The sequence below is a fragment of the Streptomyces sp. NPDC051041 genome, from assembly GCF_044456065.1.
GTDB lineage: Bacteria > Actinomycetota > Actinomycetes > Streptomycetales > Streptomycetaceae > Streptomyces > Streptomyces glaucus.
The window spans coordinates 148,871-174,286 of the sequence record NZ_JBITFM010000010.1 but is presented as its reverse complement, the minus strand read 5'-3'; the positions used below and the strand labels follow the sequence as shown (position 1 = coordinate 174,286).

General features: G+C 74.6%; 22 protein-coding genes and 1 tRNA gene. 5 read left to right on the top strand and 18 right to left on the bottom strand.

Annotation, left to right across the window (positions count from 1 at the left end; all coding sequences use genetic code 11):
- Positions 1–54: 54 nt before the first annotated feature.
- From ACIBAI_RS18275 to ACIBAI_RS18265, 3 genes are read right to left on the bottom strand one after another with little or no spacing between them, the layout of a single operon-like run.
- Positions 55–579 carry a hypothetical protein gene (locus tag ACIBAI_RS18275; RefSeq protein ID WP_399035390.1) on the bottom strand — a complete coding sequence of 175 codons (525 nt, stop codon included), beginning with the start codon at positions 577–579 and terminating at the stop codon, positions 55–57.
- Positions 576–1,151, bottom strand: coding sequence for an RNA polymerase sigma factor (locus ACIBAI_RS18270; protein ID WP_399035388.1), 576 nt, complete (start codon positions 1,149–1,151; stop codon positions 576–578). Before ACIBAI_RS18270 ends, ACIBAI_RS18275 begins: the two co-directional genes overlap by 4 nt.
- A gap of 59 nt (positions 1,152–1,210) precedes the next feature.
- Positions 1,211–2,641 (bottom strand): S8/S53 family peptidase, encoded by a 1,431-nt coding sequence (locus tag ACIBAI_RS18265; protein ID WP_399035387.1) that lies wholly within the window; start codon positions 2,639–2,641, stop codon positions 1,211–1,213.
- Positions 2,642–2,794: 153 nt separating this feature from the next.
- On the opposite strand from ACIBAI_RS18265, the gene ACIBAI_RS18260 reads away from it, so the two are divergent.
- Positions 2,795–5,401, top strand: coding sequence for a CHAT domain-containing protein (locus ACIBAI_RS18260; RefSeq protein WP_399035385.1), 2,607 nt, complete (start codon positions 2,795–2,797; stop codon positions 5,399–5,401).
- A 41-nt stretch (positions 5,402–5,442) separates the two neighbouring features.
- Here the strand turns inward: ACIBAI_RS18260 and ACIBAI_RS18255 are convergent, their stop codons facing one another.
- Positions 5,443–7,266: a LuxR C-terminal-related transcriptional regulator gene (locus tag ACIBAI_RS18255; RefSeq protein WP_399035383.1), complete on the bottom strand. Its 1,824-nt coding sequence runs from the start codon at positions 7,264–7,266 to the stop codon at positions 5,443–5,445.
- Positions 7,267–7,344: 78 nt separating this feature from the next.
- On the opposite strand from ACIBAI_RS18255, the gene ACIBAI_RS18250 reads away from it, so the two are divergent.
- Positions 7,345–8,430 (top strand): M12 family metallopeptidase, encoded by a 1,086-nt coding sequence (locus ACIBAI_RS18250; protein WP_399035380.1) that lies wholly within the window; start codon positions 7,345–7,347, stop codon positions 8,428–8,430.
- A gap of 357 nt (positions 8,431–8,787) precedes the next feature.
- On the opposite strand, the gene ACIBAI_RS18245 is transcribed toward ACIBAI_RS18250, so the two are convergent.
- The 9 genes from ACIBAI_RS18245 to ACIBAI_RS18205 all read right to left on the bottom strand — a co-directional run bounded on the left by ACIBAI_RS18245 (position 8,788) and on the right by ACIBAI_RS18205 (position 16,532).
- Complete coding sequence (locus ACIBAI_RS18245) at positions 8,788–9,651, bottom strand: glutathione S-transferase C-terminal domain-containing protein (protein WP_399035379.1); 864 nt, start codon at positions 9,649–9,651, stop codon at positions 8,788–8,790.
- A 120-nt stretch (positions 9,652–9,771) separates the two neighbouring features.
- Positions 9,772–9,894 carry a putative leader peptide gene (locus ACIBAI_RS18240; RefSeq protein ID WP_399035377.1) on the bottom strand — a complete coding sequence of 41 codons (123 nt, stop codon included), beginning with the start codon at positions 9,892–9,894 and terminating at the stop codon, positions 9,772–9,774.
- Positions 9,895–10,218: 324 nt separating this feature from the next.
- A tRNA-Pro gene (locus tag ACIBAI_RS18235) sits at positions 10,219–10,292 on the bottom strand.
- Between the two features lie 356 nt (positions 10,293–10,648).
- Positions 10,649–11,974, bottom strand: coding sequence for an MFS transporter (locus ACIBAI_RS18230; protein ID WP_399035376.1), 1,326 nt, complete (start codon positions 11,972–11,974; stop codon positions 10,649–10,651).
- A 232-nt stretch (positions 11,975–12,206) separates the two neighbouring features.
- A complete protein-coding gene (locus ACIBAI_RS18225) occupies positions 12,207–13,157 on the bottom strand; it encodes a catechol 2,3-dioxygenase (protein ID WP_399035375.1) in 951 nt (316 codons plus the stop codon).
- A gap of 13 nt (positions 13,158–13,170) precedes the next feature.
- Positions 13,171–14,259 (bottom strand): 4-oxalomesaconate tautomerase, encoded by a 1,089-nt coding sequence (locus ACIBAI_RS18220; protein WP_399035373.1) that lies wholly within the window; start codon positions 14,257–14,259, stop codon positions 13,171–13,173.
- Positions 14,256–14,966 (bottom strand): 4-carboxy-4-hydroxy-2-oxoadipate aldolase/oxaloacetate decarboxylase, encoded by a 711-nt coding sequence (locus ACIBAI_RS18215; RefSeq protein WP_399035371.1) that lies wholly within the window; start codon positions 14,964–14,966, stop codon positions 14,256–14,258. Before ACIBAI_RS18215 ends, ACIBAI_RS18220 begins: the two co-directional genes overlap by 4 nt.
- Positions 14,963–15,712 (bottom strand): PIG-L deacetylase family protein, encoded by a 750-nt coding sequence (locus ACIBAI_RS18210; RefSeq protein ID WP_399035369.1) that lies wholly within the window; start codon positions 15,710–15,712, stop codon positions 14,963–14,965. Before ACIBAI_RS18210 ends, ACIBAI_RS18215 begins: the two co-directional genes overlap by 4 nt.
- 169 nt (positions 15,713–15,881) lie before the next feature.
- The gene (locus ACIBAI_RS18205; protein ID WP_399035366.1) at positions 15,882–16,532 is read right to left on the bottom strand and encodes a GntR family transcriptional regulator; all 651 of its coding nucleotides are present in this window, start codon (positions 16,530–16,532) and stop codon (positions 15,882–15,884) included.
- 298 nt (positions 16,533–16,830) lie between these two features.
- Between ACIBAI_RS18205 and ACIBAI_RS18200 the strand changes: the two genes are divergently transcribed.
- Entirely contained in the window at positions 16,831–17,994 is a 1,164-nt protein-coding gene (locus ACIBAI_RS18200) for a Gfo/Idh/MocA family protein (RefSeq protein WP_399035364.1), read from the top strand.
- Between the two features lie 106 nt (positions 17,995–18,100).
- On the opposite strand, the gene ACIBAI_RS18195 is transcribed toward ACIBAI_RS18200, so the two are convergent.
- The 5 genes from ACIBAI_RS18195 to ACIBAI_RS18175 are packed head-to-tail and all read right to left on the bottom strand — an operon-like array spanning position 18,101 to position 23,050.
- Complete coding sequence (locus ACIBAI_RS18195) at positions 18,101–19,129, bottom strand: Gfo/Idh/MocA family protein (RefSeq protein ID WP_399035362.1); 1,029 nt, start codon at positions 19,127–19,129, stop codon at positions 18,101–18,103.
- Between the two features lie 19 nt (positions 19,130–19,148).
- Positions 19,149–20,051 carry a sugar phosphate isomerase/epimerase family protein gene (locus ACIBAI_RS18190; protein ID WP_399035359.1) on the bottom strand — a complete coding sequence of 301 codons (903 nt, stop codon included), beginning with the start codon at positions 20,049–20,051 and terminating at the stop codon, positions 19,149–19,151.
- A 1-nt stretch (position 20,052) separates the two neighbouring features.
- Entirely contained in the window at positions 20,053–20,955 is a 903-nt protein-coding gene (locus tag ACIBAI_RS18185) for an ATP-binding cassette domain-containing protein (protein WP_399035357.1), read from the bottom strand.
- Between the two features lie 5 nt (positions 20,956–20,960).
- Positions 20,961–22,040, bottom strand: coding sequence for an ABC transporter permease (locus ACIBAI_RS18180; protein WP_399035354.1), 1,080 nt, complete (start codon positions 22,038–22,040; stop codon positions 20,961–20,963).
- Positions 22,037–23,050, bottom strand: a complete 1,014-nt coding sequence (locus ACIBAI_RS18175; protein ID WP_399035352.1) for a sugar ABC transporter substrate-binding protein — start codon at positions 23,048–23,050, stop codon at positions 22,037–22,039. The genes ACIBAI_RS18180 and ACIBAI_RS18175 overlap by 4 nt, the downstream gene beginning before the upstream one ends.
- A gap of 308 nt (positions 23,051–23,358) precedes the next feature.
- Between ACIBAI_RS18175 and iolC the strand changes: the two genes are divergently transcribed.
- Both iolC and ACIBAI_RS18165 read left to right on the top strand, forming a co-directional pair.
- Entirely contained in the window at positions 23,359–24,315 is a 957-nt protein-coding gene (gene iolC, locus ACIBAI_RS18170) for a 5-dehydro-2-deoxygluconokinase (RefSeq protein WP_399035350.1), read from the top strand.
- Between the two features lie 181 nt (positions 24,316–24,496).
- A complete protein-coding gene (locus tag ACIBAI_RS18165; protein ID WP_399035348.1) occupies positions 24,497–25,375 on the top strand; it encodes a deoxyribose-phosphate aldolase in 879 nt (292 codons plus the stop codon).
- Positions 25,376–25,416: the final 41 nt, after the last annotated feature.

The following is a 25,416-nucleotide window of genomic DNA, read 5'->3' as shown; positions in this document are numbered from 1 at the left end:
CCCGTGTCGCGGGCCGGTCCGCCCGTCGCCGGCCGACCCGGCCCGGCGCCCGGTTCAGGCCCGCAGCCACTCCGTGACCACCACGTCCCCGCCGGCGTGCAGCTTCAGGGCGAACGGTCCGGTGGGCGGCGTGTCGGCGGTGAACCGGCCCATGTCGTCGGCGGTGAGCGGCCGGGCCGCCTGCGGCCCGCTCAGCACCTCGATGCGGGCCGGCTGCGGCGGCAGCACCTGCCCGATCAGGCCCTGCTCCGTCACCTCGACGTCGACGGTCACCTCACCCGCGCTGAAGGTCAGCATCCGCGGCGGGTCCTCCGCGCCCCTGACCGGGATGCCGTCGACCAGCGAGTCGAAGGTCAGCTCGGCGAGGCGCGCGTCCAGGTCGTGCAGCGCGTAGGCGTCGACGGCGATCTGCCGCAGCTCGGGCGGCACCGGGTCCAGGATGGCGGCCGCCCGCCGCAGCTCCTCCTCCAGCACCTCCTCCAGGAGGCCGCCGCCGAACTCGCCGCCGGTGCCCGCGCCGTCGAGCGCGTCACCGTCGGAACGGCCGTCTTCGAAACGATTGCCGTGCATGCCGTTCATACCGTCCCCCGTGCTTCCAGCCGAGCCCGCAGCCGGCGCAGACACCGCTGGCGCATCGGTCCGATGCTGCCCACGGCGATGCCCAGTGCGGCGGACACCTCCTGATAACTGGGCGGCGGCGAGGCCATCAGCACCCGCAGCAGCTGCCGGCACCGCTCTCCCAGTTCCTCGAACTCCTGCCACAGGTGCCGCACCCGCTCGCTCTGCGCGGCCGCCTCCTCCGAGTCGAGGACCGACTGCTCCGGCGTACGGTCCTCGCTGACCCGGTCCAGCAGGTACGGATCGTCCGTGAGCGTCAGCCGCCGCGCCGTCCTGAGCACCTTCAGGCACTCGTTGCGCGCGGTGCTCGCCACCCACGAGGCCGTCTTGTCCGGCTCCCGGATGCGGCCCAGGTGCTGGGCGAAGCGGAACCACACGGTCTGGTAGACCTCGTGCCCGTCCGCGTCGGAGAGCCGGTGCGCGCGCACCACCGACCACACCAACGGGCCCAGCCCTTCCACCAGCGCCTTCCAGGCCGCCGCGTCGCCGTCGGCGGCGGATCGGACGAGCGCCCCGACATCTGTACGGTCCACGGCCCCACCCCTCGTGTACGACACGTCATCGTACGCCGTGGCGGGAGCGGTTCCGCCCCTCACGCGGCGGGAGCCGGCTGCACGACCGGCACCGGGCGCCACGTGGGCGGCACGAGAGCCGGCACCGTCGCCCCGCGCATCTCCGCGCGGGCGGTGTTCCCCGCGAGCAGTTGCCGCCGGGCGGCGCGCGGGTCGGTCTCCTTGTGCGCCGTCATGTGATCGGCGATCAGGCCGGCCACCACCGGGGTGGCGAACGAGGTGCCGCTCCACTGGGCGAGCCCCTCGAACATCACCTGGTCCGGCTTGGCGCCGGCGCTCTCGTCGCTCAGCACGCCGGTGTGGCCGGGGTACTGGCAGGTGCAGCCGTAGCCGAAGCCGTAGCGGCAGGCGTCGTAGGTGGAGTGCTGGTACACGTACGGCACGGGCTTGTCGAAGCCGGTGAGGGCGCTGGTGAGGCGCTCGCCGGGGGCGTATACCTTCACCCAGGGGCCGTGGTTGCTGAAGCAGGCGCCGGACTCGCCGTCGCTGCGCAGCGCGCCGACGGACAGCACGGCGTCCTCGTAGCCGGGCAGGTCGGCGTAGGCGGCGGGCCAGAACGGGGTGGCGCCGGCGTTGTTGCCGGCGGCCGCGACGAGCAGGGTGCGCCGGGCGCGCAGCTCCCGCATGAAGGCGTCCACGCCGAGCAGTCCGTCGGTGCGGCCGTTGGAGGTGCCGGCGGAGAGGCTGAGGATGTCGGGCCAGCCGTTGCGGTCGACGGCCTCGAACAGCTTCTCGCCGAACTCGGACTCCAGGACGGCGCCGGCGTCGTTGAGGCTGCCCAGGACCGTGAGGTCCGTGTTGGGCGCGACGGCCGCGAGGAGCCCGGCGATGAACGTGCCGTGCCCGCAGTACTGCCGCAGGACGCCGTCGCCGTCGCACTCCTCGACCTGGGCGTCGCCCCGGGCGTGGGCGAGCGGCGGGTAGGAGCGGTAGTCGTGCACGAGGCCGGTGTCGACGACGAGGACCCCGACGGCGGTGGCCGGGTCGTACGCCGTCCCGGCCGCCGCCGGGTTCGGCTGCGCGGTGCGCGGGGCGGGCACGGGCTCGTCGCCGGGGCAGGCGTTGACCGCGATGTGCACCACGTGGTTGCGGCTGACCAGCCGGCGCCCGGCGCGGTCCTCCCGCTCCCGCACCGCCCGCAGCGCCTGGGCGACGGCCCGGTCGCCCTGCCCGCCGCCCTCGCCCGGGTCGGCGACGCGGATGCGGGTGATGCCGCTGCGGTTGGTCTCCGGGCCCGCCCGGCGCACGTGGTCCGCGGTCAGGTCGGGGGCCTGGGTGAAGTGCGCCCGCACGGTGTCCTCGACGATCCGGGCGTCCTCGCCGTCGCGGACCAGGACGACGCCCCGCTCGTAGAGGAACTCGGCGGAGTCGTCCGGCCCCGCCGCCAGGGGCACGTCGGGCATGGAGCGCTGGATCTGGTCGAACTGCTCGCGGAATCGCTGTGGTGCCATGCGGGTCCTCCCACTGAGGCGGCGGTCGTCGATCGAAGCGGGGGATCGCTGATCGATGTCGTCGATCGATGTCGTCAATCAGAGCCGGCGGATCGCTGATTGATACAGACACGAACCTGTGGGGCGTGGTTCCCGGGGACTACCATCCGGAGGGTGACAGCGGGAAGCGATTCGGTTCTCGAACTGCTGCCGATGGTGTTCGCCGCCCCCAACGAGGCGCGGGTGAGGGCGGAAGGGGTGCTCGACACCGATCCCCCGCCGCTGCACGCCTCCGTCGCCCACCAGGTGATCGGCATCTGGCAGCGGGACTTCGGCGACACCCGGCTCGCCCTGACCCATCTGCGGCGCGCCCGCGCCCTCGCGGCCCGCGCCGAGTCGGCCGACCGGGAGGCGGACGTCCTCGCCACGCTCGGGGTGGCGCTGGTGCACACCGGGCGCACCCGGCAGGGCCTCGCGGCCTTCGAGCGGGGCGTCGCGCGCGGAACGGGCCACACGCGCGCGCGGGTGCTGTACCGGCGGGCCTACGTCTGGTGGGTGCTCGGCCACCATCGCCAGGCGCTGGAGGACGTGCGGCGGGCGATCCCCGTGCTGCGGCAGGCGGGCGACGTGATCTGGACGGCGCGGGCGCTGACACTGCGGGCGACCGTGCACCTGGCGCTGGGCGCGGTGGAGCGGGCGGACGCCGACTTCACCGCGGCGGAGGCGCTGTGGGACACCACCGGCCAGGAGCACGACAAGGCCGACGCCGTGGAGAGCCGGGGGCTGGCCGCGTTCCGGTCCGGCGACATCCCGGCGGCGCTGCGGCTGCTCGACGAGGCCGAGGAGCGCTACGCCAAGCTCGGCACGCCGACGTTCATGCTGAGCATCCGGCGCTGCGAGGTGCTGATGGCCGCGGGACTCGCCCCGGAGGCGCTGGCCGAGGCGGACGCGGCGATCGCCGCGCTGGACCGCATCGGCGGGCAGTCCACCCGCAAGGCGGAGCTGCTGCTGGCCGCCGCGCGGGCCGCCCGGCTCGCGGACGACCCGCAGACCGCCGTCGCGCGCGCGGCCGTCGCCGTACGGCTGTTCGCGGGGCAGCGGCGCACCTGGTGGGAGACGCACGCCCGGCTGGTGCTGACCGAGGCGCGGCACGCCGCGGGGCGCAGCTCGGGGCGGCTGGTCGCGGACGCCGCCGCGGTGGCCGGGAAGCTGGCCTCCTTCGGGGCGCCGGCCGCGCCGGAGGCGTCGCTGCTCGCGGGCCGGATCGCGCTGGACCTGGGCTGGACGGCGGACGCCGAGCGGCACCTGGCCGTCGCCGCCCGCAGCCGGCACAGCGGGCCGCCGCTGGCGCGGATGACGGGCTGGGCGGCGCAGGCGCTGCGGGCGCAGGCCGCGGGGTCGGCCCGGGGCGTGCTGGAGGCCTGCCGGCGCGGTCTGGACGTGCTCGACGACCACCGCACGACGCTGGGCGCCTCGGAGCTGCGGGCCCGCGCCACCGCGCAGGGCGCGGAGCTGGCCGCGCTGGCGCAGCGCGCCAGCCTCGTCTCCGGGGGGCCGCGGCGGCTGCTGGTGTGGAGCGAGCGCTGGCGGGCCACGGTGCTGACCGCGCCGCCCGCCCGCCCCCCGGCCGACCCGGCGCTGCTGAGCGGCATGACGGCGTTCCGGGAGATCGCCGCGCGCGCGGAGGAGGCCCGCAGGGAGGGCCGGCCCGTCCCGGTGCTGGAGCGTGAACAGCGGCGGCTGGAGCGGGAGATCCGCTCCCGGACCCTGCACATGCGGGGTGAGGCGCCCGGCGGCGGGGACCGGTTCGACCCGGCGCGGCTGCTGGAGCGGCTGGGCGACGAGGTGCGGCTGGTGGAGCTCGTCGTGCTGGACGGGCGGGTGCAGGTGCTGCTGTGCGGGCAGGGGCGGGTGCGGCGGTTCACGGCCGGGCTGCTGGCGGAGGCGGAGCGGGAGGCCGAGTACGTGCAGGCCGGGCTGCGGCGGCTGGCCCATCCCGGTGCGCAGGCCCGGCTCCCGGTGGTGGAGGCGGCGGGCCGGCGCCTGGAGGAGCTGCTGCTCGGCCCGGCCGCCGCGCACCTGGGGTCCGGCCCGGTCGTGGTGGTCCCGCCGGGGCGGCTGCACCGGGTGCCGTGGGCGCTGCTGCCGTCGCTGCGGGAGCGGGTGGTGAGCGTGTCGCCGTCGGCGAGCAGCTGGCTGCGCGCCCGGGAGACCGCGCCGCCGCCCGACGTCCGGCCGGTGCTGGTGCGCGGCCCGGGCCTGGCGACCGGCGGCGCGGAGGTGCCCGAACTGGCCGACCGGTACGGCACGCCGACCGTGCTGGAGGGCGCGGAGGCGCGGGTGCCGCGCGTGCTGCAGGAGCTGGACGGGGCCCCGCTGGCGCACATCGCCGCGCACGGCGTCTTCCGCGCGGACAGCCCGCTGTTCTCCTCGCTGCGGATGGCCGACGGCCCCCTCATCGTGCACGACTTCGAACGTCTCGCCCGCAGCCCGTACCGGATCATCCTGTCCTGCTGCGACACCGCCCGCTTCGCGTCGGTCGGCGCCGACGAACTGCTCGGCCTGGTCACCGCGCTGCTGCCGCTCGGCACGGCCGGGGTGGTGGCGTGCAGCGCGCCCGTCAACGACGCCGCGGTGGTGCCGCTGATGCTCGCGCTGCACAAGGGGATCGGCGCCGGGCTGTCCCTGGCGGAGGCGTTGCGCGACGCGCGGGCCGCGCTGCCGGGGGACGCGGTGCACCAGGCCACGGGGTGGGCGTTCTCGGCGTTCGGCGCGGCGTGAGCCCGGTGCGCCGGGACGGCCCGCTCCCCGTGCCTCCCTGCCTACGCCGGCTGCGCGGCCGGCGGTTCCACCAGCCACGGCAGGGCGCCGCGGTCGCCTGCGCCGAGGCGGGTGTAGGCGCTGTACAGGTGGTTGCCGACGGTACGGACGGAGAGGGTGAGCTTCTCCGCGATCTGCCGGTTGCTCAGGCCGGCGGCGGCGAGGGTGACGATCTGCCGCTGCCGGGCGGTGAGTTCGCCGAGGGCCGGACCGGCCAGCGCCGGGGTGCGGGCGCCCTGGCAGCGCCGGGCGAGCGCGACGGCGCGGGTGCGGGAGGTGCGGGCGGCGCGCGGGTCGCGGTGGACGCGGGCGGCCTGGGCGCGCGCCTCGGCGGCGAACAGCAGCAGACCGCGTGACTCCAGCTCTTCGGCCACCCGGTCCAGGGCCGGCCCGTCACCGCGGGCGAGGGCGTCGGCGTGGGCGGCGAAGACGCCGGTGAGCCGGCCGGCGGCCCGCTCGGGGGCGCCGAGGCGGACGGCGTCGTAGGGATCGGTGACCCGCTCCAGGGCTCCGCCGATGTCGCCGCGCGCGGCGGCCTGCCACACCCCGGTCTCCCCCGCGGCCGCCGGATCGCCCGACTGGGCGGCGGCGAGGGCGAGCTCGGCCCGGCAGGGGGCGTCGTCGGCGCGGCTTCGCAGGCCTTCCCGGGCCCATGCCGCGGCCTCCCGCAGCTCACCGCGCAGGCGTGCGAACCGGGCGCGCACGGCCGCGTATCCGGCCGGCACCGGCGCCCCTTCCGCCACCAGCCACTCCCCCACGGGCGTCGGCAGCTCCCGTACGTCGGCCAGGTCGATCCGCCGTGCCAGGGCCGCCGCCTCCGCCTCCAGGGCGGGGCCGCACCGGTCCGGCGTGCGGGCCAGCCGCCGCGCGCGCAGCCGGCCGGCCGCGGCCCGCAGCGCCGGGCCGTACAGGGGGTGGGCGAGGCGGACGGCGGTGGGAGCGCCCCCCGGCCGAGCGGAGCCGGGCTCTCGGGGCAGGTCGTCGACGCGGACCAGGCCGTCGGCCTCGAGCCGTTCGAGGGCGGCGAGGTCGAGGGTGTCCGGGCGCAGCGGGAGGGGGTCGGCGAAGGCGAGGCGGTCGAGGATCTCGCGCTCCTCGGGGCGGGCGCGGTCGAGGACGGGGGCGGCGCGGTCGCGGACGGCCGGGGTCAGCGGCAGCGGGCCCCGCCACGCCTGCCCGTCCGCGTCCGGCACCGGGGTGAGCAGGCCGCGCTCGCGCACCGCGCCGGCCAGTTCGCGCAGCAGCCGCAGGTCCCCGCGGCACAGGCGGTGCAACCGGTGGGCGGTGAGCGGTTCCAGGCCGGTGAGCAGCTGGGCCGTCTCCTGCGGGGGCAGCGGCTCCAGGGCGAGGCGCGGCAGCAGGTCCCCGGTCCACAGCCGGGAGATCGCGTCCGGTACGGGGGCGCCGTCGGTGACGACGACCAGCAGGCGGGTGCGTCCGTGCACGGCGAGCTGGTGGACCAGGGCGGCCGAGGCGTCGTCGAGCAGGTGGGCGTCGTCGACCAGCAGCAGCCGCGCACCCGACAGCAGGCGGACGGCGCGGTGCAGGGTGACCCGTTCGGGCAGCAGGTGCGCGAACGCGGCGAAGGGGACCTGCCCCAGCCCGGCGGTGCCGGCCGCGCGGACGCAGTCGGCGCCGCGGACGGCCTCGGTGACGAGGCGGGTCTTGCCGCAGCCCGCCGGGCCCGTCACCACCAGGCCGGGGCGTCCGGCGGCCGAGGACCGGCGGACCAGTTCCCGTTCGTCCTCCCGCCCGGTGAAGGGCCAGGGCAGCTCCAGTGTCTTCGCGTCCCGTTCGAAAGTCGTCACGACAACAGGAGCGCGCATACTCACCCCTGATACAGGGCGATTTGAGTAGCCCCCGACTCAGGTCCCCGGCGGGGGCCGGACGGCAGTCTTGGACCCATGACCGCACGCTACTGCTCGCTCGCGCAGGCGTCGGCCCCCGCTCATGCGCCGGGGCTGGCCGCCGAGCGGCTCGGCGCGCTCGTGAGCGGGCAGCGGATGTGGGTCAACGGCACCGTGCTGCACTACTACTTCTTCGACGCCGGCACCGACGGCTCCGTCATCGCCGTACCGGGCACCGGGCAGAACCGCTGGGTGCCGTGGGCCGGCGCCGAGGAACAGCGGGACGTGGTGCGCGAGTGCTTCGCGGAGTGGCAGGACCTCGGGATCGGTCTGTCGTTCGTCGAGGTGGAGGACCGCTCGGAGGCCGAACTGCGCATCGGGTTCCAGTCCGGCGACGGCTCCTGGTCGACCGTGGGCAAGGACGCGCTCCGGGTCGGTTCGCACGACCGCACCATGAACTTCGGGTGGGACCTGACCGCGCCCGGGGAGCGGGGTACGGCCCTGCACGAGATCGGGCACGCGCTGGGGATGCTCCACGAGCACCAGAGCCCGCTCGCCGGCATCCACTGGGACGACGAGGCCGTGTACGCCGAACTGGCCGGCCCCCCGAACCACTGGAGCCGGGACCGGACGTTCTTCAACATCCTGCGCAAGCTCGCCCCGGACGAGGTCAACGGCTCCGTCTGGGACCCGCAGTCGATCATGGAGTATCCGTTCCCGTCGGGGCTGATCCTGGAGCCGGAGCAGTACCGCGCGGGCCTTCGCCCGCCCGGCACCCTGTCCGCCGCCGACAAGGAGTTCGTCCTCCGCTGGTATCCGCCGACCGGCTCGCCGCACCCGCCCGCGCTGGTGCCGTTCCGCTCGGCGCCGCTGCGCCTCGGACCGGGCGAGCAGGCCGACTTCACGATCGAGCCGCCGGAGACCCGCGAGTACACCGTGGGCACCTTCGGCGACGGCGACGCCGTCGTCGTGGTCTTCGAGGAGCGGGACGGGGAGCCCCGCTACCTCGCCGGGCGGGACGACGGGGGGACACCGGACAACGCCACGATCAGGGCCCGGTTCGTCAAGGGCCGCCGCTACTTCGTCCGTGTGCGCCTGTACTCCTCATGGGGGTCGGGCGAGACGGCGGTCATGTGCTGGTGACAGCGCAAGGCCGCACCGCACGGGCGCATGGACCACAGTCCGGCGCCGGGGGAACGGCCGAGAACGTCACCTTCGGGGGAGGGTGACGTTCTCGGCCACGCCACGTCCGCCTCGTCCGGCCGCCGGTAGCGGGCGGCGGCGGTGCGGCCGGCCGGGACGCGTTCCGCGGCCCGCCGCAGCGGCCGGCCGCCCTCGACGGCGCACCGGCCGGACGCAGTTTGCCGTGCACGGTCGGCCGGACGTTACGGTGGGACACGAAGACCTCCCTGCGGTGCAGTCCTAGACAGCTCCACCACAGCGGAGGTCTTCGCCATGATCAAGACCCACCAGTGTCAACAACGCTCGTGGTCGATACACCTAACGGCCGGTGTACGCGGTCCAGTCGAGGATCTGGACGGCCGCGCCCGCGGCTTCCAGGCCCCGGCAGCGGGCGCGGTGGCGGCGCGCGATGGCGTCGAGGTCGAGGTGCGCGGCGAAGGCGGGATGGCCGGTCAGGCGGCGGGCGTGGGTCCACAGGGCGGGGTGGCCGGCGACGCGGTGCACCGCGGTGGCGTCGAGGTGGGCGCGGTGCACGGTGTCGAGCTGCACCAGGGCGACCCACAACTCGACGTCGGCGGCGGTGAGTTCGTCGCCGAGGACGTAGCGGTGGCCGGTCAGCCGCTCGTCCAGCGCCCGCAGCGTGCCGAGCAGTTCCTCCAGCGCCGCCGCCCGCTCCGCGGCGTCGGCGTCGGCCCGCCCGGCGCGCTGCGCCGCCGCGTCGATCCCCTCGGCGCACAGTCGCTCCACGGCCTCGGTCTCCGCCTCGGCGCCGCAGGGGTACAGCGCGGGGCCGCCGGTGGAGAAGCGCCGGGCGAGGTCCCGCATGATGTCGGGGGCGTGGGTGCTGACGATCCGGCCGGACCAGTCGTCGCTGAGGACAGGCGTGGCGGCCGGGCCGGCGTACCGGTGCGCGCTCGCCTCGTACAGCGGGCGCAGCGCCGCGTGGCCGCCGTCGGGACAGTCGGGGACGGGGTCCAGGACGGTGACCGGACAGATCCCGCCGAGGCCGAGCAGGCCGTGGACCACGGCGATGCGCAGCCCGTCCGGGCAGGCGGGCGTGAGGTGGAGCCGGTAGCGGCGCGGCACGGCGTAGTGCCCGCTGCGCGGATCGCGGCCGATCCGCCCCCGGAACGCGGGGGCGGCGTGGTGCGGGGGAACGGGGGCGAGCGGTGTGACGGACATGGTTCTCCCGGGTGAGGGCGCGTGGACGCACGCGCTGCGGAAGCGACGTCGGGCCGGGGCGGGCACGCCGGCGGAAGGGCACCCTCGGGTGCGGACGTCGGCTCGGGAACGGGGCCGGACTCAGCCCGCGGGGCTGATCGCGCTGCAGACGCGCAGCAGGTCGATGTGGCGACGGGAGGTCAGCAGCGGCGAGCGCCGAGCCGTACGGCTCGCTCGGCTGGTGACCGGCTCAAGGCGCCCCATGCTTTCCCTACCCGTTCACTAGGATTCCCTTTGGAGTGTCGATCCGGTCCCGCGTGGCGTCAAGTGGGTGTCCACGGGCGGGAGAGCGGCCGGGGAGGACGGATGCGGCAGGGGGGCCGTCGCCCTCGTCCCTCACCTCCTGGCCCCCTCTGTGGATCCCCGGCGCCGCCCCGGCTCATCCCTCGCCCACGCCGGCTTCCGGCGGGCCGGACCGCACGGCCCGCCGGCACCGGTCGGGCCGCCGGTCCCACCCGGCCCCCGAGAATGATCAAGGGCCGGTTCCGGATGTCTCCGGAACCGGCCCTGACCTGTGGCTTCCACAAGTCGGGACGACAGGATTTGAACCTGCGACCCCTTGACCCCCAGTCAAGTGCGCTACCAAGCTGCGCCACGTCCCGATGCGTGTCGCGCGGCGAACCGCGTGATCACGCAGGTCAACCCTACCGCATGTGCGGGACCGGCCCGGGCGGTCGCCGGCCAGGGGCCCGGGGAGGCGCCGGCCTCGCGGCCGGACCGGTTCGCGGGCCGCACGGTGGCCGAGCGGGCCGTGCGCGAGGCGCCGGACGACGGCTCGGGGGTCTTCCAGGCCTGCCGTGGGCCGGTGTACGCGGCGGGCGGGCGCGCGGGAGGCCGCCGCGCACCGCCGAGCCGGCCTCGACGGCCGGGACGCCCCGCGGCTCGGCGAGGCGGCCGGCGCCTCGGAACCGCCTGTCCCGCGGCTGGCCGGCTCGGTGTTCCGGGGCGGGCCGAGTGCTCAGTGGGCGCCGACCAGGGATCGTCCGGCGCTGTCGCGCTCCTTCGGCGCGGAGCGCAGGGAGGCGGCGCCGATGAGGACCATGGACGCCACACCGGCCAGCGCGAAGGCGGTGAAGCCCCAGTCCCCCTTGTCCGCGGCGAGCAGCCGGCCGCCGAGCCACGGGCCGAAGACGGCGCCGAAGCGGCCCATGCCGGAGGTCCAGCCGACGGCGGTGGCGCGGCTGTCGGGGGTGGAGCGGATGGAGACCGTCGCGTAGATCATGGTCTGGGCGCTGTTGAGGAACACGCCGGTGAGGAAGACGACCGTGAAGGTCAGCGCCAGCGGCATGCGGACGCTGAGCAGGAAGACACCGCCGGCGGTCAGCGCGAACCAGATCGCGGAGATGCGCGGGGCGCCGAAGCGGTCGGCGGCGCGGCCGGCGACCAGCATGCCCACGATGCCGCCGAGGTTGAACAGGACGACGAAGGTCAGCGCGGAGCCCAGCTCGTAGCCCTCGCTGCGCATCAGGGTGGGCAGCCAGGTGGCGACGCCGTAGACGAGGAGCAGTCCGCCGAAGGAGGCCGGCCAGTACAGCAGGGTCCGGGTCCACTCGCCGCCGCGGAAGAGGCTGAGCAGGCTGGTCCAGCGGTCGGCGGCGGCCGGCCTGTCGCTCCGGGGGGCGGGCAGTTCGACGTCGTAGCGGCTCGCGAGGGCGCGGGCCTCCTCGGTGCGGCCCTTGGCGAGGAGGAAGCCCAGCGACTCCGGCAGGAACTTCAGCAGCACCGGCACGAACAGCAGCGGGACCGCGCAGATCCAGAAGGCGGCCCGCCAGCCGAGCGGCTCGACGACCCACAGGGCCACGTAGGCGGAGAGGATGCCGCCGGCGTGGTGGGCGGTCATCAGCATGCCGATGGTGAGGGCGCCCCGGCCGCGCGGGGCGTAGTCGGAGACCATGCTGATCGCGGTGGGCAGCAGGCCGCCGAGGCCGATGCCGGCGAGGGTCCGGCCGAGGCCGAAGACGGCGACGCCGCCGGAGACCGCGCACAGGCCGGAGGCCAGCGAGAACAGCGTGACGCAGGCGACCATCAGCTTCCTGCGGCCGATCCGGTCCGCGACCGTCCCCGCGGCCAGCGCGCCGACCAGCATGCCGAAGGTGGCGTAGCTGCCCAGGTCGCCCGCCTGGGCCGAGGTGATCCCGAGGGCCTTCTGCTCCAGCATGTGCGGCAGCACCGAGCCGTAGATGAACATGTCGAGGCCGTCGAAGAGCACGGCCAGCCAGCACAGCACGACGACCAGCGCGGCCAGTCCCCTGCCGCGGGCGGGCAGGGCGGGGGAGGAGGACATCGTTGTTTTCCTCTCGTCCAGGAGGCGTTGCCCGAAGGGGCGGTGAGGCGGGTCGTGCGCGGCTCCGGCGGCTGACCCGGTGGTGCGCTAGACGGTAAGGACCCGCCCAGCTAGTGTCAACGCTTTTGTCAACAATCTCATCGACAATCAACTTCACCGGGCTGGCCTGGTCGTACGACGAAGGGGTGGGCCGCGCAGGACATGCGCGGCCCACCCCCGGTGTGGTTGCCGGTCAGGCGGTCGGCGGCGTGCCGTGGGTGTGGAAGGACTCGATGGTCTTCAGCCCCCAGGCCTGGCCCCTGGCCCGCTCGGCCTCGGTCCAGGTGATCAGCGGCCAGTCCGGCGCCAGCACCAGGCGGGTGAGCGGGTTGCACAGTTCGACGCGGTTGCCGCCCGGCTCGTAGACGTAGAGGAAGAACGTCTGCTGGATGGCGTGCTTGTGCGGACCGGTCTCGATGAACACGCCGGTGTCCAGGGCGAGGTCGGCGGCGCGCAGGATGTCCTCGCGGGTGTCGGTGGCGAACGCGACGTGGTGCAGCCGCCCGCGCGAGCCGGTCCAGTCCTCGGTGTAGACGACGTCGTAGGACTTGTTGTTGAACGACAGCCACTTCGCGGAGATCCTGCCGTCGTCCATGCGGATCTGCTCGGTGGGCCGGGCGCCGAGGACGTGCTGCTGGAAGTCGGCGTTGGCGGCGACGTCGGCGGCGAGGAAGTTGACGTGGTCGAGACGCCGTACGCCGACCCCGCGGCCGGGTTTGGCCTGGGGCTGGTTCTTCAGGCCGGGCCTGAGGTCGTCCGGCGCCCGGTACCACTCGGTCTCCCAGTACAGGGCGTGCTCGTGGCCGTCCGGGTCGGCCGTGACGTACAGCTTGCCGATGCCCGGCTCGTCCTCCGCCCAGCGGCCCGCGTGGCCGGCGGCCTCCAGTTCCCCGACGCGCCGCTGGAGGGCCTCCTCGCTGGAGGCGCGCAGGGCGGTGCGGCGGACGCCGGAGGTCTCGTGCACGGTGAGGACCAGGCTGTGGTGCTCGTAGTCGTCCCAGGTGCGCAGGTAGACGGAGTCGCCCCGCTCGCCGTTGACCGTCAGGCCGAGGTAGTCGGTGAAGAACTCCAGGCTGCGGTCCAGGTCGGGGGTGAGCAGTTCGACGTGCCCGAGGTGGGCGATGTCCCCAAGGGGCGGAGTCATCCTCGGGTCCTCCTTAACGGCCTTGTGCGGGGGTGGTGTCGGCGGACCGGGGAAAGACGGTGCCGTCGAAGATCTTGCGTGCGGTGCGGACCACGGCGGTGCGGCGGACCACCGGGGCAAAGCCGCCGGTGTCGACGTCGGTGTCGATGTCCAGGAACCCGGTGGGGTGCTCGATGCGGATCCGGTCGCCTCGCTCCGGAAGCTCCGCGACGCCCTCCCCCACCCCGCCCGGCAGGCGCAGTCCCGCCGCCACGCTCGCGGCGCCCAGGACGCCGATGGAGGTGTGGCAGCGCACCGGGATGAAGGTGCGGGTGGTGACCGCGCCGCCGTGCCGGGGCGGCGCGAGCAGGGTGAGCTTGGGGACGGTGGCGCTCTCGACGTCGCCGAGGCCCATCAGGCGTCCGGCCGCCAGCCGGATCTCCCTCAGGCGGTCGGTGAGGGCGGCGTCCTCCTCCAGGTCCCGGGGGGACTCGTAGCCGGTGACCCTCAGCGCGCAGGCGGGGACGAGCACGGTCGGCATCCCGTTGTCCACGCAGGTCACCTCGGCGCCGGCGACGGTGTCGCGGACGTTGCCGGTGGGCAGCAGCGGGCCGCCGCCCTGCGGGAACTCGATGACGACCGGCGCGGCGGCGCCCGGCACCCCCGAGATCTCGGCGTCGCCGGTGTACGCCACGCGCCCGCCGGGGGTGGGGAAGCGGGCGACGGCCGGCTCCCCGGTGTTGAGCATCCGGATCCGCACCGCGGTCTCGTCGCCGCCGGCGGGGACGAGACCGCGCTCCACGGCGAACGGGCCGACCCCGGCCAGGATGTTCCCGCAGTTCTGACGGTCCGTCACCTCGGGTCGGTCGACGACCACCTGCAGGAACAGGTAGTCGACGTCCGCCCCGGGGTCGGCCGAGGCGGAGACCACGGCCACCTTGCTGGTCAGGGGGTGCGCCCCGCCCAGGCCGTCGATCTGGCGCGGGTCGGGACTGCCCATGATCCGCAGCAGCAGCTCGTCGCGGGCGGCGGGGTCGGCGGGCAGGTCCTCGGCCAGGAAATAGGCGCCCTTGGAGGTGCCGCCGCGCAGGAGCATGCAGCGCACCCCCTCGGGCCCGCTCACGAGCCCTCCCCCACGCCCGCACCGGCATCGTACGCCCGGTACACCACGCCGAGCCGGGCGAGCTTCTCGCGCAGCCCGTAGCGGTCCAGGCCGAGCTGGCCGTCGAGGAAGGCGGCGCGGGAGGCGGCCTCCTTGCGCTCGCGGGCCTCGGACGCCTCGACGGCCTCCCGGGCGCGCTCGCGGGGGACGACGACCACGCCGTCGTCGTCGGCCAGGATCACGTCGCCGGGGTGGATCACCTGGCCGTCGATCGCGACCCGCACGTTGACCGAGCCGCCGGTCGCCTTCACCGTGCCCTGCGCGGACACCGCCGCGGACCAGGCCGGGAAGCCCATCCCGCGCAGTTCGGCGGTGTCCCGGACGCCGGCGTTGATGACCAGTCCGCGCACGCCCCGCCGCTTGAGGGCGGTGGCGAACAGCTCGCCGAACATGCCGTCGGTGGAGGGCGAGGTGGTGGTGACGACCAGGACGTCGCCCTCGCCGCACTGCTCGACGGCGGCGTGGATCATCAGGTTGTCGCCGGGCCGGCTGAGCACCGTGACCGCGGTGCCGGCGACCCGGACGCCCTGCTGGATCGGGCGGATGCCGGGGCCGAGCAGGCCGGTGCGGCCCATCGCCTCGTGCACGGTGGCCACGCCGTGTCCGGCGAGCGCGTCGACGTCCTTCAGGTCCGCCTTCGGGGGGTTGGTGACGATCACGCCGCTCACGCCAGCTCCTTCGCGACCTGCGGGTAGGGACGCATGTAGGCCTCGGCCATGGTCCTGTGCGGCAGGCCCAGGTTGGGGCCGGCGTTCCGCTTGAGCTGGACGCCGCGGCGCACGGCCAGGTCGGTGTAGTAGTCCCACAGGTGCTGCTGGGCGCCGAGGCACTCCATCGCCTTGCGCTTGGTCTCCCACACCTCGGTGATGTCGAGGAGGACCTCGGGCCGGAAGCCGCTCATCTCGGGCTGGTGCGGCTCGAAGTAGAACACCGGCGGGGCGCCGATGATCTCGCCGGGACCGGGGTAGCCGATGGCCTGGGCGAGGACGCGGGCCTGAAGCGCCATGCGGTTGGCGGCCGGGTGGTCGCCGTTGTACGGGTCCTCGGCGGGGTGGGTGAGCACGACGTCCGGCTGGGTGTCCCGGTAGACCGCGACGAGCTGGTCGGTCAGTTCGGGGGTGGGGGTCAGCGGGTAGTCGCCGGCGTCGAAGAAGCGGACCTCGGCGCCGAGCGTGGCGGCGGCCCGCTCCGCCTCCTCCCGGCGGAGCGCCTTGATCTCCTCCAGCTTCCTCCCCTCGCGCCAGGCCTTGGCGGACTCGCCGCGCTCGCCGAAGGTCAGGCACGCGATGGTGACCTTCTCCCCGCGGGACGCGGCCAGGGCGATGGCGCCGCCCGCGCGCCACACGAAGTCCCCCGCGTGCGCGGTGACGACGAGTGTGGACCGTGGGGTGGCGGGCGCGTTGCCGTGCGTCATTGCTCGAATCTCTCCTTCGGGGGCGGTGCGCCTCCGGGGCGCCGCGCACCGCGCCGGGAACGCGGGGCGCGCCCGGCCCCGCGGGGCCCGCACGCTCGTGCTCCCGGCGGGGACGCGCCCCGTCGGCTCGCTCGCCGTGGTGGACAGGTGTGCGCCCGCCTCGCGCGGCTCAGTCGCGCAGCGCCTCGATCACGCTGGTGAGGTGGGCGCGGACGGCCGCCTCGGCCGCCTGCGGGTCCCTGGCCTCGATCGCCTCGATCATGGCCAGGTGCTCGTTCAGGGACTGCTGGGGGCGTCCCGGCCGGAGCGCCAGCTGGAAGCGGTGGCGCACCAGTTGGGCGTTGAGCCGCTCCAGCAGTTCCAGGGCCGTCCGCTGGCCGGAGAACTCCCGGATCCGGGTGTGCAGGTCGTGGTTGAGCTCGGAGTAGGTCAGCGGCTCGCCGTCGGCCACGGCCTTGGCCATCGCCGTGCCCAGCTCGGTGAGTTCGGCCAGCTGCTCGTCGCTGGCCGCGACGGCCGCCTTCGCCGCGCACAGCCCTTCGAGGACCATGCGGCACTCCGTGATGGCGACCGCTTCCTCCACGGTCACCACCCGCACCCGCGAACCGCGGTTGCGGATCCGCTCGACCAGGCCCTGGGCCTCCAGATCGATCAGCGCCGCCCGGATGCTGGCCCGGGTCACACCGAACTGCTCGGCGAGCTCGTTCTCCACCAGCCGTTGTGCCGGCGCCATCTCGCCGCGCAGGATCGCCTGCCGCAGCTGCGCGAGCGCGTGCTGCCTGGCCTGCTCCCCGGTGCTCGGACGGGCTTGTGTCGGCATCGTTGCCCTCCCTGAATGAGTGCCTGTCGAACCTAAATCTAGCCAGACAAGATTGTCAACAATTTTGTTTGCCGTATTGGCTGCATGAATGGGCCGCAGGGGACCCGCCGTCCCGGCCGTACGCGCCGGGACGGCCGGCGTCCCGGGAACGGCGCGCTCCCGGAGCGCCGTGTCCACAAGGCGGCGCGCTCCCGGGACGCCGCGTCACCAGGGCGGCCGTCGCAGCCTTGACACCCTCGATCACCGGCGCCCAGGGTGAGCCGGACAGGTACGGGAACGGGCCGGAAGAAGGGCACCCATGGTGGACACGCTCGGCGTCGCCGTCGTCGGTTTCGGCTGGATGGGCCGGGTGCACACCCAGGCGTACGCGCGCGTGACGCACCACTATCCGCGGCTGCCCCTGCGCCCGGAACTCGTCACGGTCGCCGAGGAGGTGCCGGGCCGGGCCGAGGAGGCCGCCGCGCGGTTCGGGTTCGCCACGACGACCCGGGACTGGCGCGAGGTGGCCGCCGACCCGCGGGTGCGGGCGGTCAGCATCACCGCCCCGAACTTCCTGCACCGCGAGATCGGCGTGGCGATGGCCGAGGCCGGCAAGCACATCTGGATCGAGAAGCCGGTCGGCCTGACCGCCGAGGACGCCCGCGCGGTGGCCGACGCGGTCGCCGGGGCCGGCGTCCAGGGCGCGGTCGGCTTCAACTACCGCAACGCGCCCGCCGTCGAGGCCGCCCGCGACCTGATCGCCGCCGGCGAGATCGGCGCCGTCACCCACGTCCGCATCCGTCTGTTCAGCGACTACGCCGCCCACCCCGAGTCCGCCCTGACCTGGCGGTACGAGCGGGAGCGCGGCGGCAGCGGGGTGCTCGGCGACCTGGCCTCGCACGGCGCCGACCTGGCCCGGTTCCTGCTCGGCGACATCGCGTCCCTGACCGCCGACACGGCGATCTTCCTGCCGGAGCGGGCCCGCCCGGCCGGCGCCACGGCCGGGCACGGCCGCGCCACCGGCGGCGAGCCGGGCCCGGTCGAGAACGAGGACTACGTCTCCTGCCTGCTGCGCTTCGCCTCCGGCGCGCGCGGCGTCCTGGAGGCCTGCCGGGTCTCGGTCGGCGAGCAGAACAACTACGGCTTCGAGGTGCACGGCACCACGGGCGCGGTGTTCTGGGACTTCCGCCGCATGAACGAGCTGGCGGTCAGCCGCGGCACGGCCTACCAGGACCAGCCGGTCAGCACGGTGTACGTCGGCCCGGGCCACGGCGAGTTCGCCGCCTTCCAGCCGGGCGCCGCCAACGCCATGGGCTACGACGACCTGAAGGTCATCGAGGCCTACCGCTTCCTGCGCTCCGTCGCCGAGGGCGCCCCGTACGGCGCGACGCTGCCGGACGCCGTGCACAGCGCCGCCGTCCTGGACGCGATGAGCCGGTCCGCGCGCGACGGCGCCTGGGTCGCGGTGGACGCGGACGCGTGACGCCGGCCGGCCGGGATCGGTCCGCGCCGGGGGGCCGTCGCGCGCGGCGTCACGGGGCGCCGGGCACGCCCCGGCCGGTCCGGTGCCGCTGGGCGGGCCGGTCCGTTCAGCGGTACAGGGCCGGCTTCTCCACCAGCTCGACCGCCACCCGGCCGCCCTCCCGCAGCGCCGTCACGCCCGCCTCGCAGACCGCGGCGGCCGCGTAGCCGTCCCAGGCGCTGGGGCCGGTGGTCCCGCCGCGGCGCGCGGCGTCGACCCAGGCCTGCACCTCGCGGTCGTACGCCTCCTCGAAGCGCTCGGTCCAGTCCTGGGCGATGGTGCCGCCCCAGTGGCCGGCCGTGTTCGTGACCAGGGCGTGGCCGTCGCCGATGCGGGCGGTGCCGCGCTCGCAGACCGCCTCGGCCTGCACCTGGTAGCCGAAGCCGCAGTTGACGAAGATCTCCACGTCGCTGAGCGCGCCGCCGTCGGTCTCGAAGACCACGAACTGCGGGTCCTGGAGGGCGTCCGGCGCGTTCGCGGACGGGGCCGGGCGCAGCACCGTGACCGCCGTGATCTCCTGGCCGAGCAGCCAGCGGGTGGCGTCCGCCTCGTGCGCCACGGAGTCGCTGATGAGCATGGCGCTGGTGAAGAAGGGCGGGCTGGCCACGTTGCGGTGCCGGTTGTGCAGCATCAGCGGACGGCCCAGCTGTCCGGTCCGCAGCAGGGCCTCGAGCCTGGCGTACTCGGGGTCGTAGCGGCGCATGAAGCCGACCTGGACGCGGCGGTGGCCGAGTGCCTGTTCGGCTTCGAGGACGCGCAGCGCGGAGGCCGCGTCGGGGGTGAGCGGCTTCTCGCACAGCACGGGCAGGTCGCGCTCGAAGGCGGCGAGCAGCGCGGCCTCGTGGGCCGGGCCCGGGGAGGCGACGAGCGCGGCGTCGACGTCGGCCGCCGCCATCGCGGCGACCGGGTCGGTGTACGCCGTGCAGCCGTCGACGCGGGCCGCGACGGCCTTGGCGCGCTCCGCGTCGACGTCCACGACCGCGGTCACCCGCGCGCCGCTGATCACCCGGTCGATACGGCGTACGTGGTCGGCGCCCATGCGGCCGGCGCCGATGACCGCGACACCGAGGGGCGCGTGCGGGGCACGCTCGGCCATGGTCGTCCTTTCCGGGTCGTCAGGCGCCGCAGGAGCGCAGGAAGTCGCGGGTGCGGACCGCGATGGGCAGCGGCCTGTCCGGCTCGCAGGGGTACATGTCCTGCTCGACGATCGCGAACAGCTCCACGCCCAGGTTCTGCGCGGCCCGCAGGACCGGCTCCAGCTCCGGCACGCCGGACGGCGGTTCGCACATCACGCCGCGCCGCACGGCCGGCCCGAACGGCACCTGGCCCGCCCGGACCTCGGCGAGGATCTCCGGGTCGACCTGCTTGAGGTGCAGGTAGCCGATGCGTTCGCCGTAGGTCTCGATCAGCTTGACGCTGTCGCCGCCGCAGTAGGCGTAGTGCCCGGTGTCCAGGCAGAGGTTGACCAGGTCGGAGTCGGTGGAGTCGAGGAAGCGCTCGACGTGCTCCTCGGTGTCGATGTGGGTGTCGGCGTGCGGGTGGACCACGATGTCCAGGCCGTACGTCTCCTTCACCTCGTGGCCGAGCCGTTCCATGCCCTTGGTCAGGTGCGCCCACTGCTCGCCGGTGAGCTCCGGCGGCTCCAGGATCTCGGCGGTCCTGTCGTCGCGCCAGAAGGAGGGGATGACGACGAGGTGCCCGGCGCCCACGGCCCGGGTGAGGGCGGCGACCCGGCCGACGTGTTCCCAGGTGGCGTCCCACACGGCCGGGCCGCGGTGCAGGCCGGTGAAGACGGTGCCCGCGGAGACCTTCAGGTTCCGCCTGGTCACCTCGTCGGTGAGCCGGGCCGGATCGGTCGGGAGGTAGCCGTACGGGCCGAGTTCGATCCACGTGTAGCCGGCCTCGGCGACCTCGTCGAGGAAGCGTTCCCAGGGAACCTGCCGGGGGTCGTCGGGGAACCACACGCCCCAGGAGTCGGGGGCGGAGCCGATCCGGATGCGGTCGAGCGCGGGGGCCATGTCAGGAGTTCCCTTCCGGAGATGCCGTTACGGGGGCCTGGCGGTCCCTCTCCTCGGAGGGCTCCGCCGCGCCGACGCCGCGCACCTGCGCCAGCTCGTGCTCGAGGGCGGTGAGTTCGGCGCCGCCGGCCATGTGGTCGGTCAGCTCCTCGAGGCCGACCTCGCCGCGGTCGGCGGACAGCTCCAGGGTGCCCAGGCGCAGCACGCTGAAGTGGTCGCCGACCAGGTAGGCGTGGTGGGGGTTGTGGGTGATGAAGACGACGCCGAGGCCGCGGTCGCGGGCGGCGGCGATGTACTTCAGCACCACGCCGGACTGCTTCACGCCGAGGGCGGCGGTGGGCTCGTCCAGGATGAGGACGCGGGCGCCGAAGTGGACCGCGCGGGCGATCGCCACGCACTGGCGCTGGCCGCCGGACAGGGTGCCGACGGGCTGTTCCAGGTCGTCCAGGACGACGCCCATGGCGCGCAGTTCCTCGTCCGCGGTCCTCTTCATGCGGGCGATGTCCAGGCGGCGCAGGGGCCAGGGGCCGCGGGTCAGCTCCGAGCCGAGGAAGAAGTTGCGCCACACCGGCATGAGCGGGACGGTGGCCAGGTCCTGGTAGACGGCGGCGATGCCGCGGTCCAGGGCCTCGCGCGGGGTGGTGAAGCGCACGGGCTCGCCGTCGACGAGGAACTCGCCCTCGGTGTGCTGGTGCAGCCCGGAGATGATCTTGATGAGGGTGGACTTGCCGGCGCCGTTGTCGCCGAGCACACAGGTGACCCTGCCGGGGTGGACGGCGAGGTCGACGCCGTGCAGGGCGCGGATGTTGCCGTAGGACTTGCCCGCCTTGCGGAGTTCGGCCAGGGGCCGGTCCCCGCCGGGGGCGGGGCCGGGGAGGGCGGCCCCGCGGGTGGTGCTGGTCATGGCGTTCACCTCCGGGTCGCCGTGCGCCGGACCCACAGATTGATCAGGACGGCGCCGAGCAGCATGACGCCGAGGAAGGCCTTGAACCAGTCGGGGTTCCAGCCGGCGTAGACGATGCCCTGCTGCACCATGCCGAACATGAACGCGCCGAAGACCGGTCCGACGGCGGAGCCGTGGCCGCCGGTGAGCAGGCAGCCGCCGATCACCGCGGCGGCGATGTAGATCAGTTCCTGGCCCACGCCCTCGCCGGACTGCACGGTGTTGAAGGAGAACAGGTTGTGCATGCCGACGAACCAGGCGCCGAACCCGACCAGCATGAACAGCGAGATCTTGGTGAAGGTCACCGGCACGCCGACGGCCCGCGCGGAGTCCTGGTCGCCGCCGACGGCGAAGACCCAGTTGCCGTACTTGGTGCGCAGCAGCACCCAGGTGGCCAGGGCGGCGAAGACCAGCCACCACACCACGGTGATCTTCACCTGGACGCCGCCGGCCTCGAAGGACGAGGCGAAGACCGCCTTGGCCTGGGAGAAGCCGTCCATGTCGCTGATGTCGTCGGTGGCGACGTTGTCGGTGACCAGCTTGGTCACCGCCAGGTTCACGCCCTGCAGGATCAGGAAGGTGCCCAGGGTGACCAGGAAGCTGGGCAGGCCGGTCCTCACCAGCAGCCAGCCGTTGAACGCGCCGACCGCCAGCGACAGCGCCAGGGCGACGAGCACGCCCGTCCACACGTTCAGGGTGAGCTGGTAGCTGAGCATGCTCGCGGTCAGCGCCGAGGTGATCACGGCGACGCCGGACGACAGGTCGAACTCGCCGCCGATCATCAGCAGCGCCACCGGCAGCGCCATGATCCCGATGGTGGACGACTGGTACAGGATGTTCGCCATCGAGCTGCCGTCGCGCACCGGCTCCGCGGTGACGAGGAAGAACACGAGCACGGCGACGGCCCCGAGGAAGACGCCCACCTCCGGGCGGGCGAGCATCCGGAGCGCCGGGGGGCGCGGCCTGGTCCGCCCGTCGGTCTCCCCGGGGCCGGGGGCGGGCGGTGCGCCCGCCGTCGGCGCGGCCGGCCGGGTCGTGCCCGTCACCGGGTGCCCTTCGCGGCGAACTCGGCGACCTGCTCGACGTTGGACTCGTCGACGAAGGCCGGGCCGGTCAGCACCGGCTGCTCGCCGCCGCCGCTGTAGTTGCCGTTGTTCTCGTAGAGCCACAGGGAGTCGACGGCCAGGTAGCCCTGCAGGTAGGGCTGCTGGTCGACGGCGAACTCGACGGAGCCGTCCTGGATCGCCCTCGTCAGGTCCTCGTTGAGGTCGAAGGTGGCGATCCTCGCCTCGCTGCCGGCGTCGTCCACCGACTGCGCCGCGGTCAGCGCGAAGGGGGCGCCGAGCGTGACGACGTGGTCGATGGAGCCGTCCTGCTTCAGCTTGGCGGTGACGGTCGACTGCACGGACGGCATGTCGGTGCCGTTGACGTAGAGGTTCTCGATCGACCCCTCGAAGGTCTTCCTCACTCCGTCGCAGCGCTGGGTCAGGCCCACGTTGCCCTGTTCGTGGATCACGCAGACGGCCTTCTCCGCGCCGACCTCGTTCAGCTTCCTGCCGAACGCCTCGCCCGCCACGCTCTCGTCCTGCCCGAAGAACTCCAGCAGGCCGAGGTCCTTCCAGTCGTCCAGGCCGGAGTTGAGGCCGACGACGGGTATGCCGGCCTGCTCGGCCCTGCCGATGACGCCCTTGAGCGCGTCCGGCTTGGCGAGGGTCACCGCGATGCCGTCGACCTTCTGGTCGATCGCGTTCTGCACCAGGTTGGCCTGGTTGCCCGCGCTCGGGTCGGCGGAGTAGACGAGTTCGACGTTGTCCTTGGCGGCGGCGGCCTCGGCGCCCTTGCGGACGATGTCCCAGAAGGTGTCGCCGGGCGCCTGGTGGGTGACCAGGGCGACCGTCATGCGGGGGGTGCCGGCCTTGCCCGCGGAGGCACCCGGCTCTCCCTCCTCGGCCTTCTTCCCGCCGGAGCTGCTGGAACAGCCCGCGAGGGTCAGGGCCGCGGCCGCGGCGAGGGCCGCGGCGGGGGCGAATCTGCGCGAGTGGGAAGAGCGGTCCATCTTTCCTGCACCTCACTGTGCGACCAGGGAAGGGCGGGGATCGCGGGGATCCTCGGGACCCGGTGGCTCCGGGTCGGGTGCCGCCGGAACGGCTGTTGCGCTGGGACGGGATCCAAGCCCTTGCCGCGCCCGCTGTCAATACTTTGTCAAGACATCATTTCACAAGCAGGTCCGAATGTAAGTACAAACTATTGACAGCGTCGCCCTCCGCGTCCTACACCTGGGAGGCGGCGGGCCCCCGGGCCCGCGCCCCCCACGGTCGCAGGGGGCTCCGGGATCCGCACCCCCAGCAGCGCGAGGAGCATCGCATGGCCGAGTCAGCCCGGTATTTCGACCTCGTGACCATGGGTCGCATCGGAGTCGACCTCTACCCCCTGCAAACGGGCGTACCCCTGTCCCGGGTGGAGACGTTCGGCAAGTTCCTCGGCGGCTCGGCCGCCAACGTGGCGGTCGCGGCCGCCCGCCTCGGCCGCTCCACCGCGGTGATCACGCGCACCGGCGACGATCCCTTCGGCGCCTATCTGCACGAGGCGCTGAAGGAGTTCGGGGTGGACGACCGCTGGGTCACGCCGGTCGCGGCGTACCCGACGCCGGTCACGTTCTGCGAGATCTTCCCGCCGGACGACTTCCCGCTGTACTTCTACCGCCGCCCCAAGGCCCCCGACCTGGAGATCCGTACCGACGAGCTGGACCTGGCCGCGATCCGCGCGGCCCGGATCTTCTGGATCACCGGCACGGGGCTGAGCGAGGAGCCCAGCCGCTCGGCCACCCTCGCCGCGCTCGCGGCCCGGGACGGGGCGGGCACCACCGTCTTCGACCTCGACTGGCGCCCCGTGTTCTGGGCGGACCCCGGCCGGGCCCGCCCGCACTACCGCGAGGCCCTGCGCCACGCCACCGTCGCGGTCGGCAACCTCGACGAGTGCGAGATCGCCACCGGCGTCCGCGAGCCCCGCGCCTGCGCCGAGGCCCTGCTGGCGGCGGGCGTGGAGCTGGCCGTCGTCAAGCAGGGCCCGAAGGGCGTGCTCGCCGTGCACCGCGACGGGACGACGGCCGAGGTGCCGCCGGTGCCGGTCGAGGTCGTCAACGGCCTCGGCGCGGGCGACGCGTTCGGCGGCTCCCTCTGCCACGGCCTGCTGGCCGGCTGGGACCTGACGAGGACCATGCGGTACGCCAACGCGGCCGGTGCCCTGGTCGCCGCCCGCCTCGCCTGCTCCGCCGCGATGCCGGCCGGATCCGAGATCGAGGCCCTGCTCGCGCGCGGCTGACGTCCGGACCGGAGCCCGTGGCGGACGCCCGGTGCCCGGGCCGGCGGCCCCGCCACCACGCCCCGGCCCGGCGACCGCCGCCGGACCCGGCCGGCGCCTCCCTCCCGCCGGCGACCCGCACCCCGGCCCGGCGCCCTCCTCCCGCGGCTGCCGACCGCAGCCACCCCGAACGGAGCCCGTCTTGAACCTCAGCATCCCCGACCTCACCGCGGTCAGGGCCCGGCGTCCCGAGGCGATCGCCGAGGCCGCCGCCCGCCGGACGCGCCGCCCGCTGATCGGCGACAGCGGCCGGCTGATGATCGTGGCCGCCGACCACCCGGCGCGCGGCGCCCTCGGCGTCGGCGGCCACCGACTCGCCATGGCCGACCGGGCGGACCTGCTGGAACGTGTCTGCACCGCGCTGTCCCGGCCCGGCGTGGACGGGGTGCTCGCCACCGCGGACATCCTGGAGGACCTGCTGCTGCTCGGGGCGCTGGACGGCAAGGTCGTCCTGGGCTCCATGAACCGGGGCGGACTGGCGGGCGCCGCCTTCGAGATGGACGACCGCTTCACCGGCCACCGCGCCCAGGACCTCGACCGGCTCCGCTTCGACGCCGGCAAGCTGCTGCTGCGCATCGACTACGACGACCCGGGGTCGCTCGCCACGCTGGAGTCCGCCGCCCGCGTCATCGACGAGATGGCCGCGCGCCGGCTGCCCGTGTTCGTCGAGCCGTTCCTCTGCCGCCGGGTCGGGGGCGGGGTCCGCAACGACCTGTCCGCCGAGGCCGTCACCCGCTCCATCGCCATCGCCTCGGGTCTGGGCGGCACCTCCGCCTACACCTGGCTGAAACTGCCCGTCACCGACGACCCGGACGACATGGCCGAGGTCCTGCGGACCTCCACGCTGCCGGCCGTGCTGCTCGGCGGCGAGGTCGGCGCCGACCAGGAGGGCACGTACGAGCGCTGGCGCAAGGCGCTGCGCCTGCCCACCGTGCAGGGGCTGGTGGTGGGCCGTTCGCTGCTCTATCCGGCGGAGGGCAGCGTGGAGCAGGCGGTGGACACGGCGGTCGGCCTGCTGTGACCGCCGAAGCCGTCGTGGCCCTCGCAGCCCGCCGCGGAGCC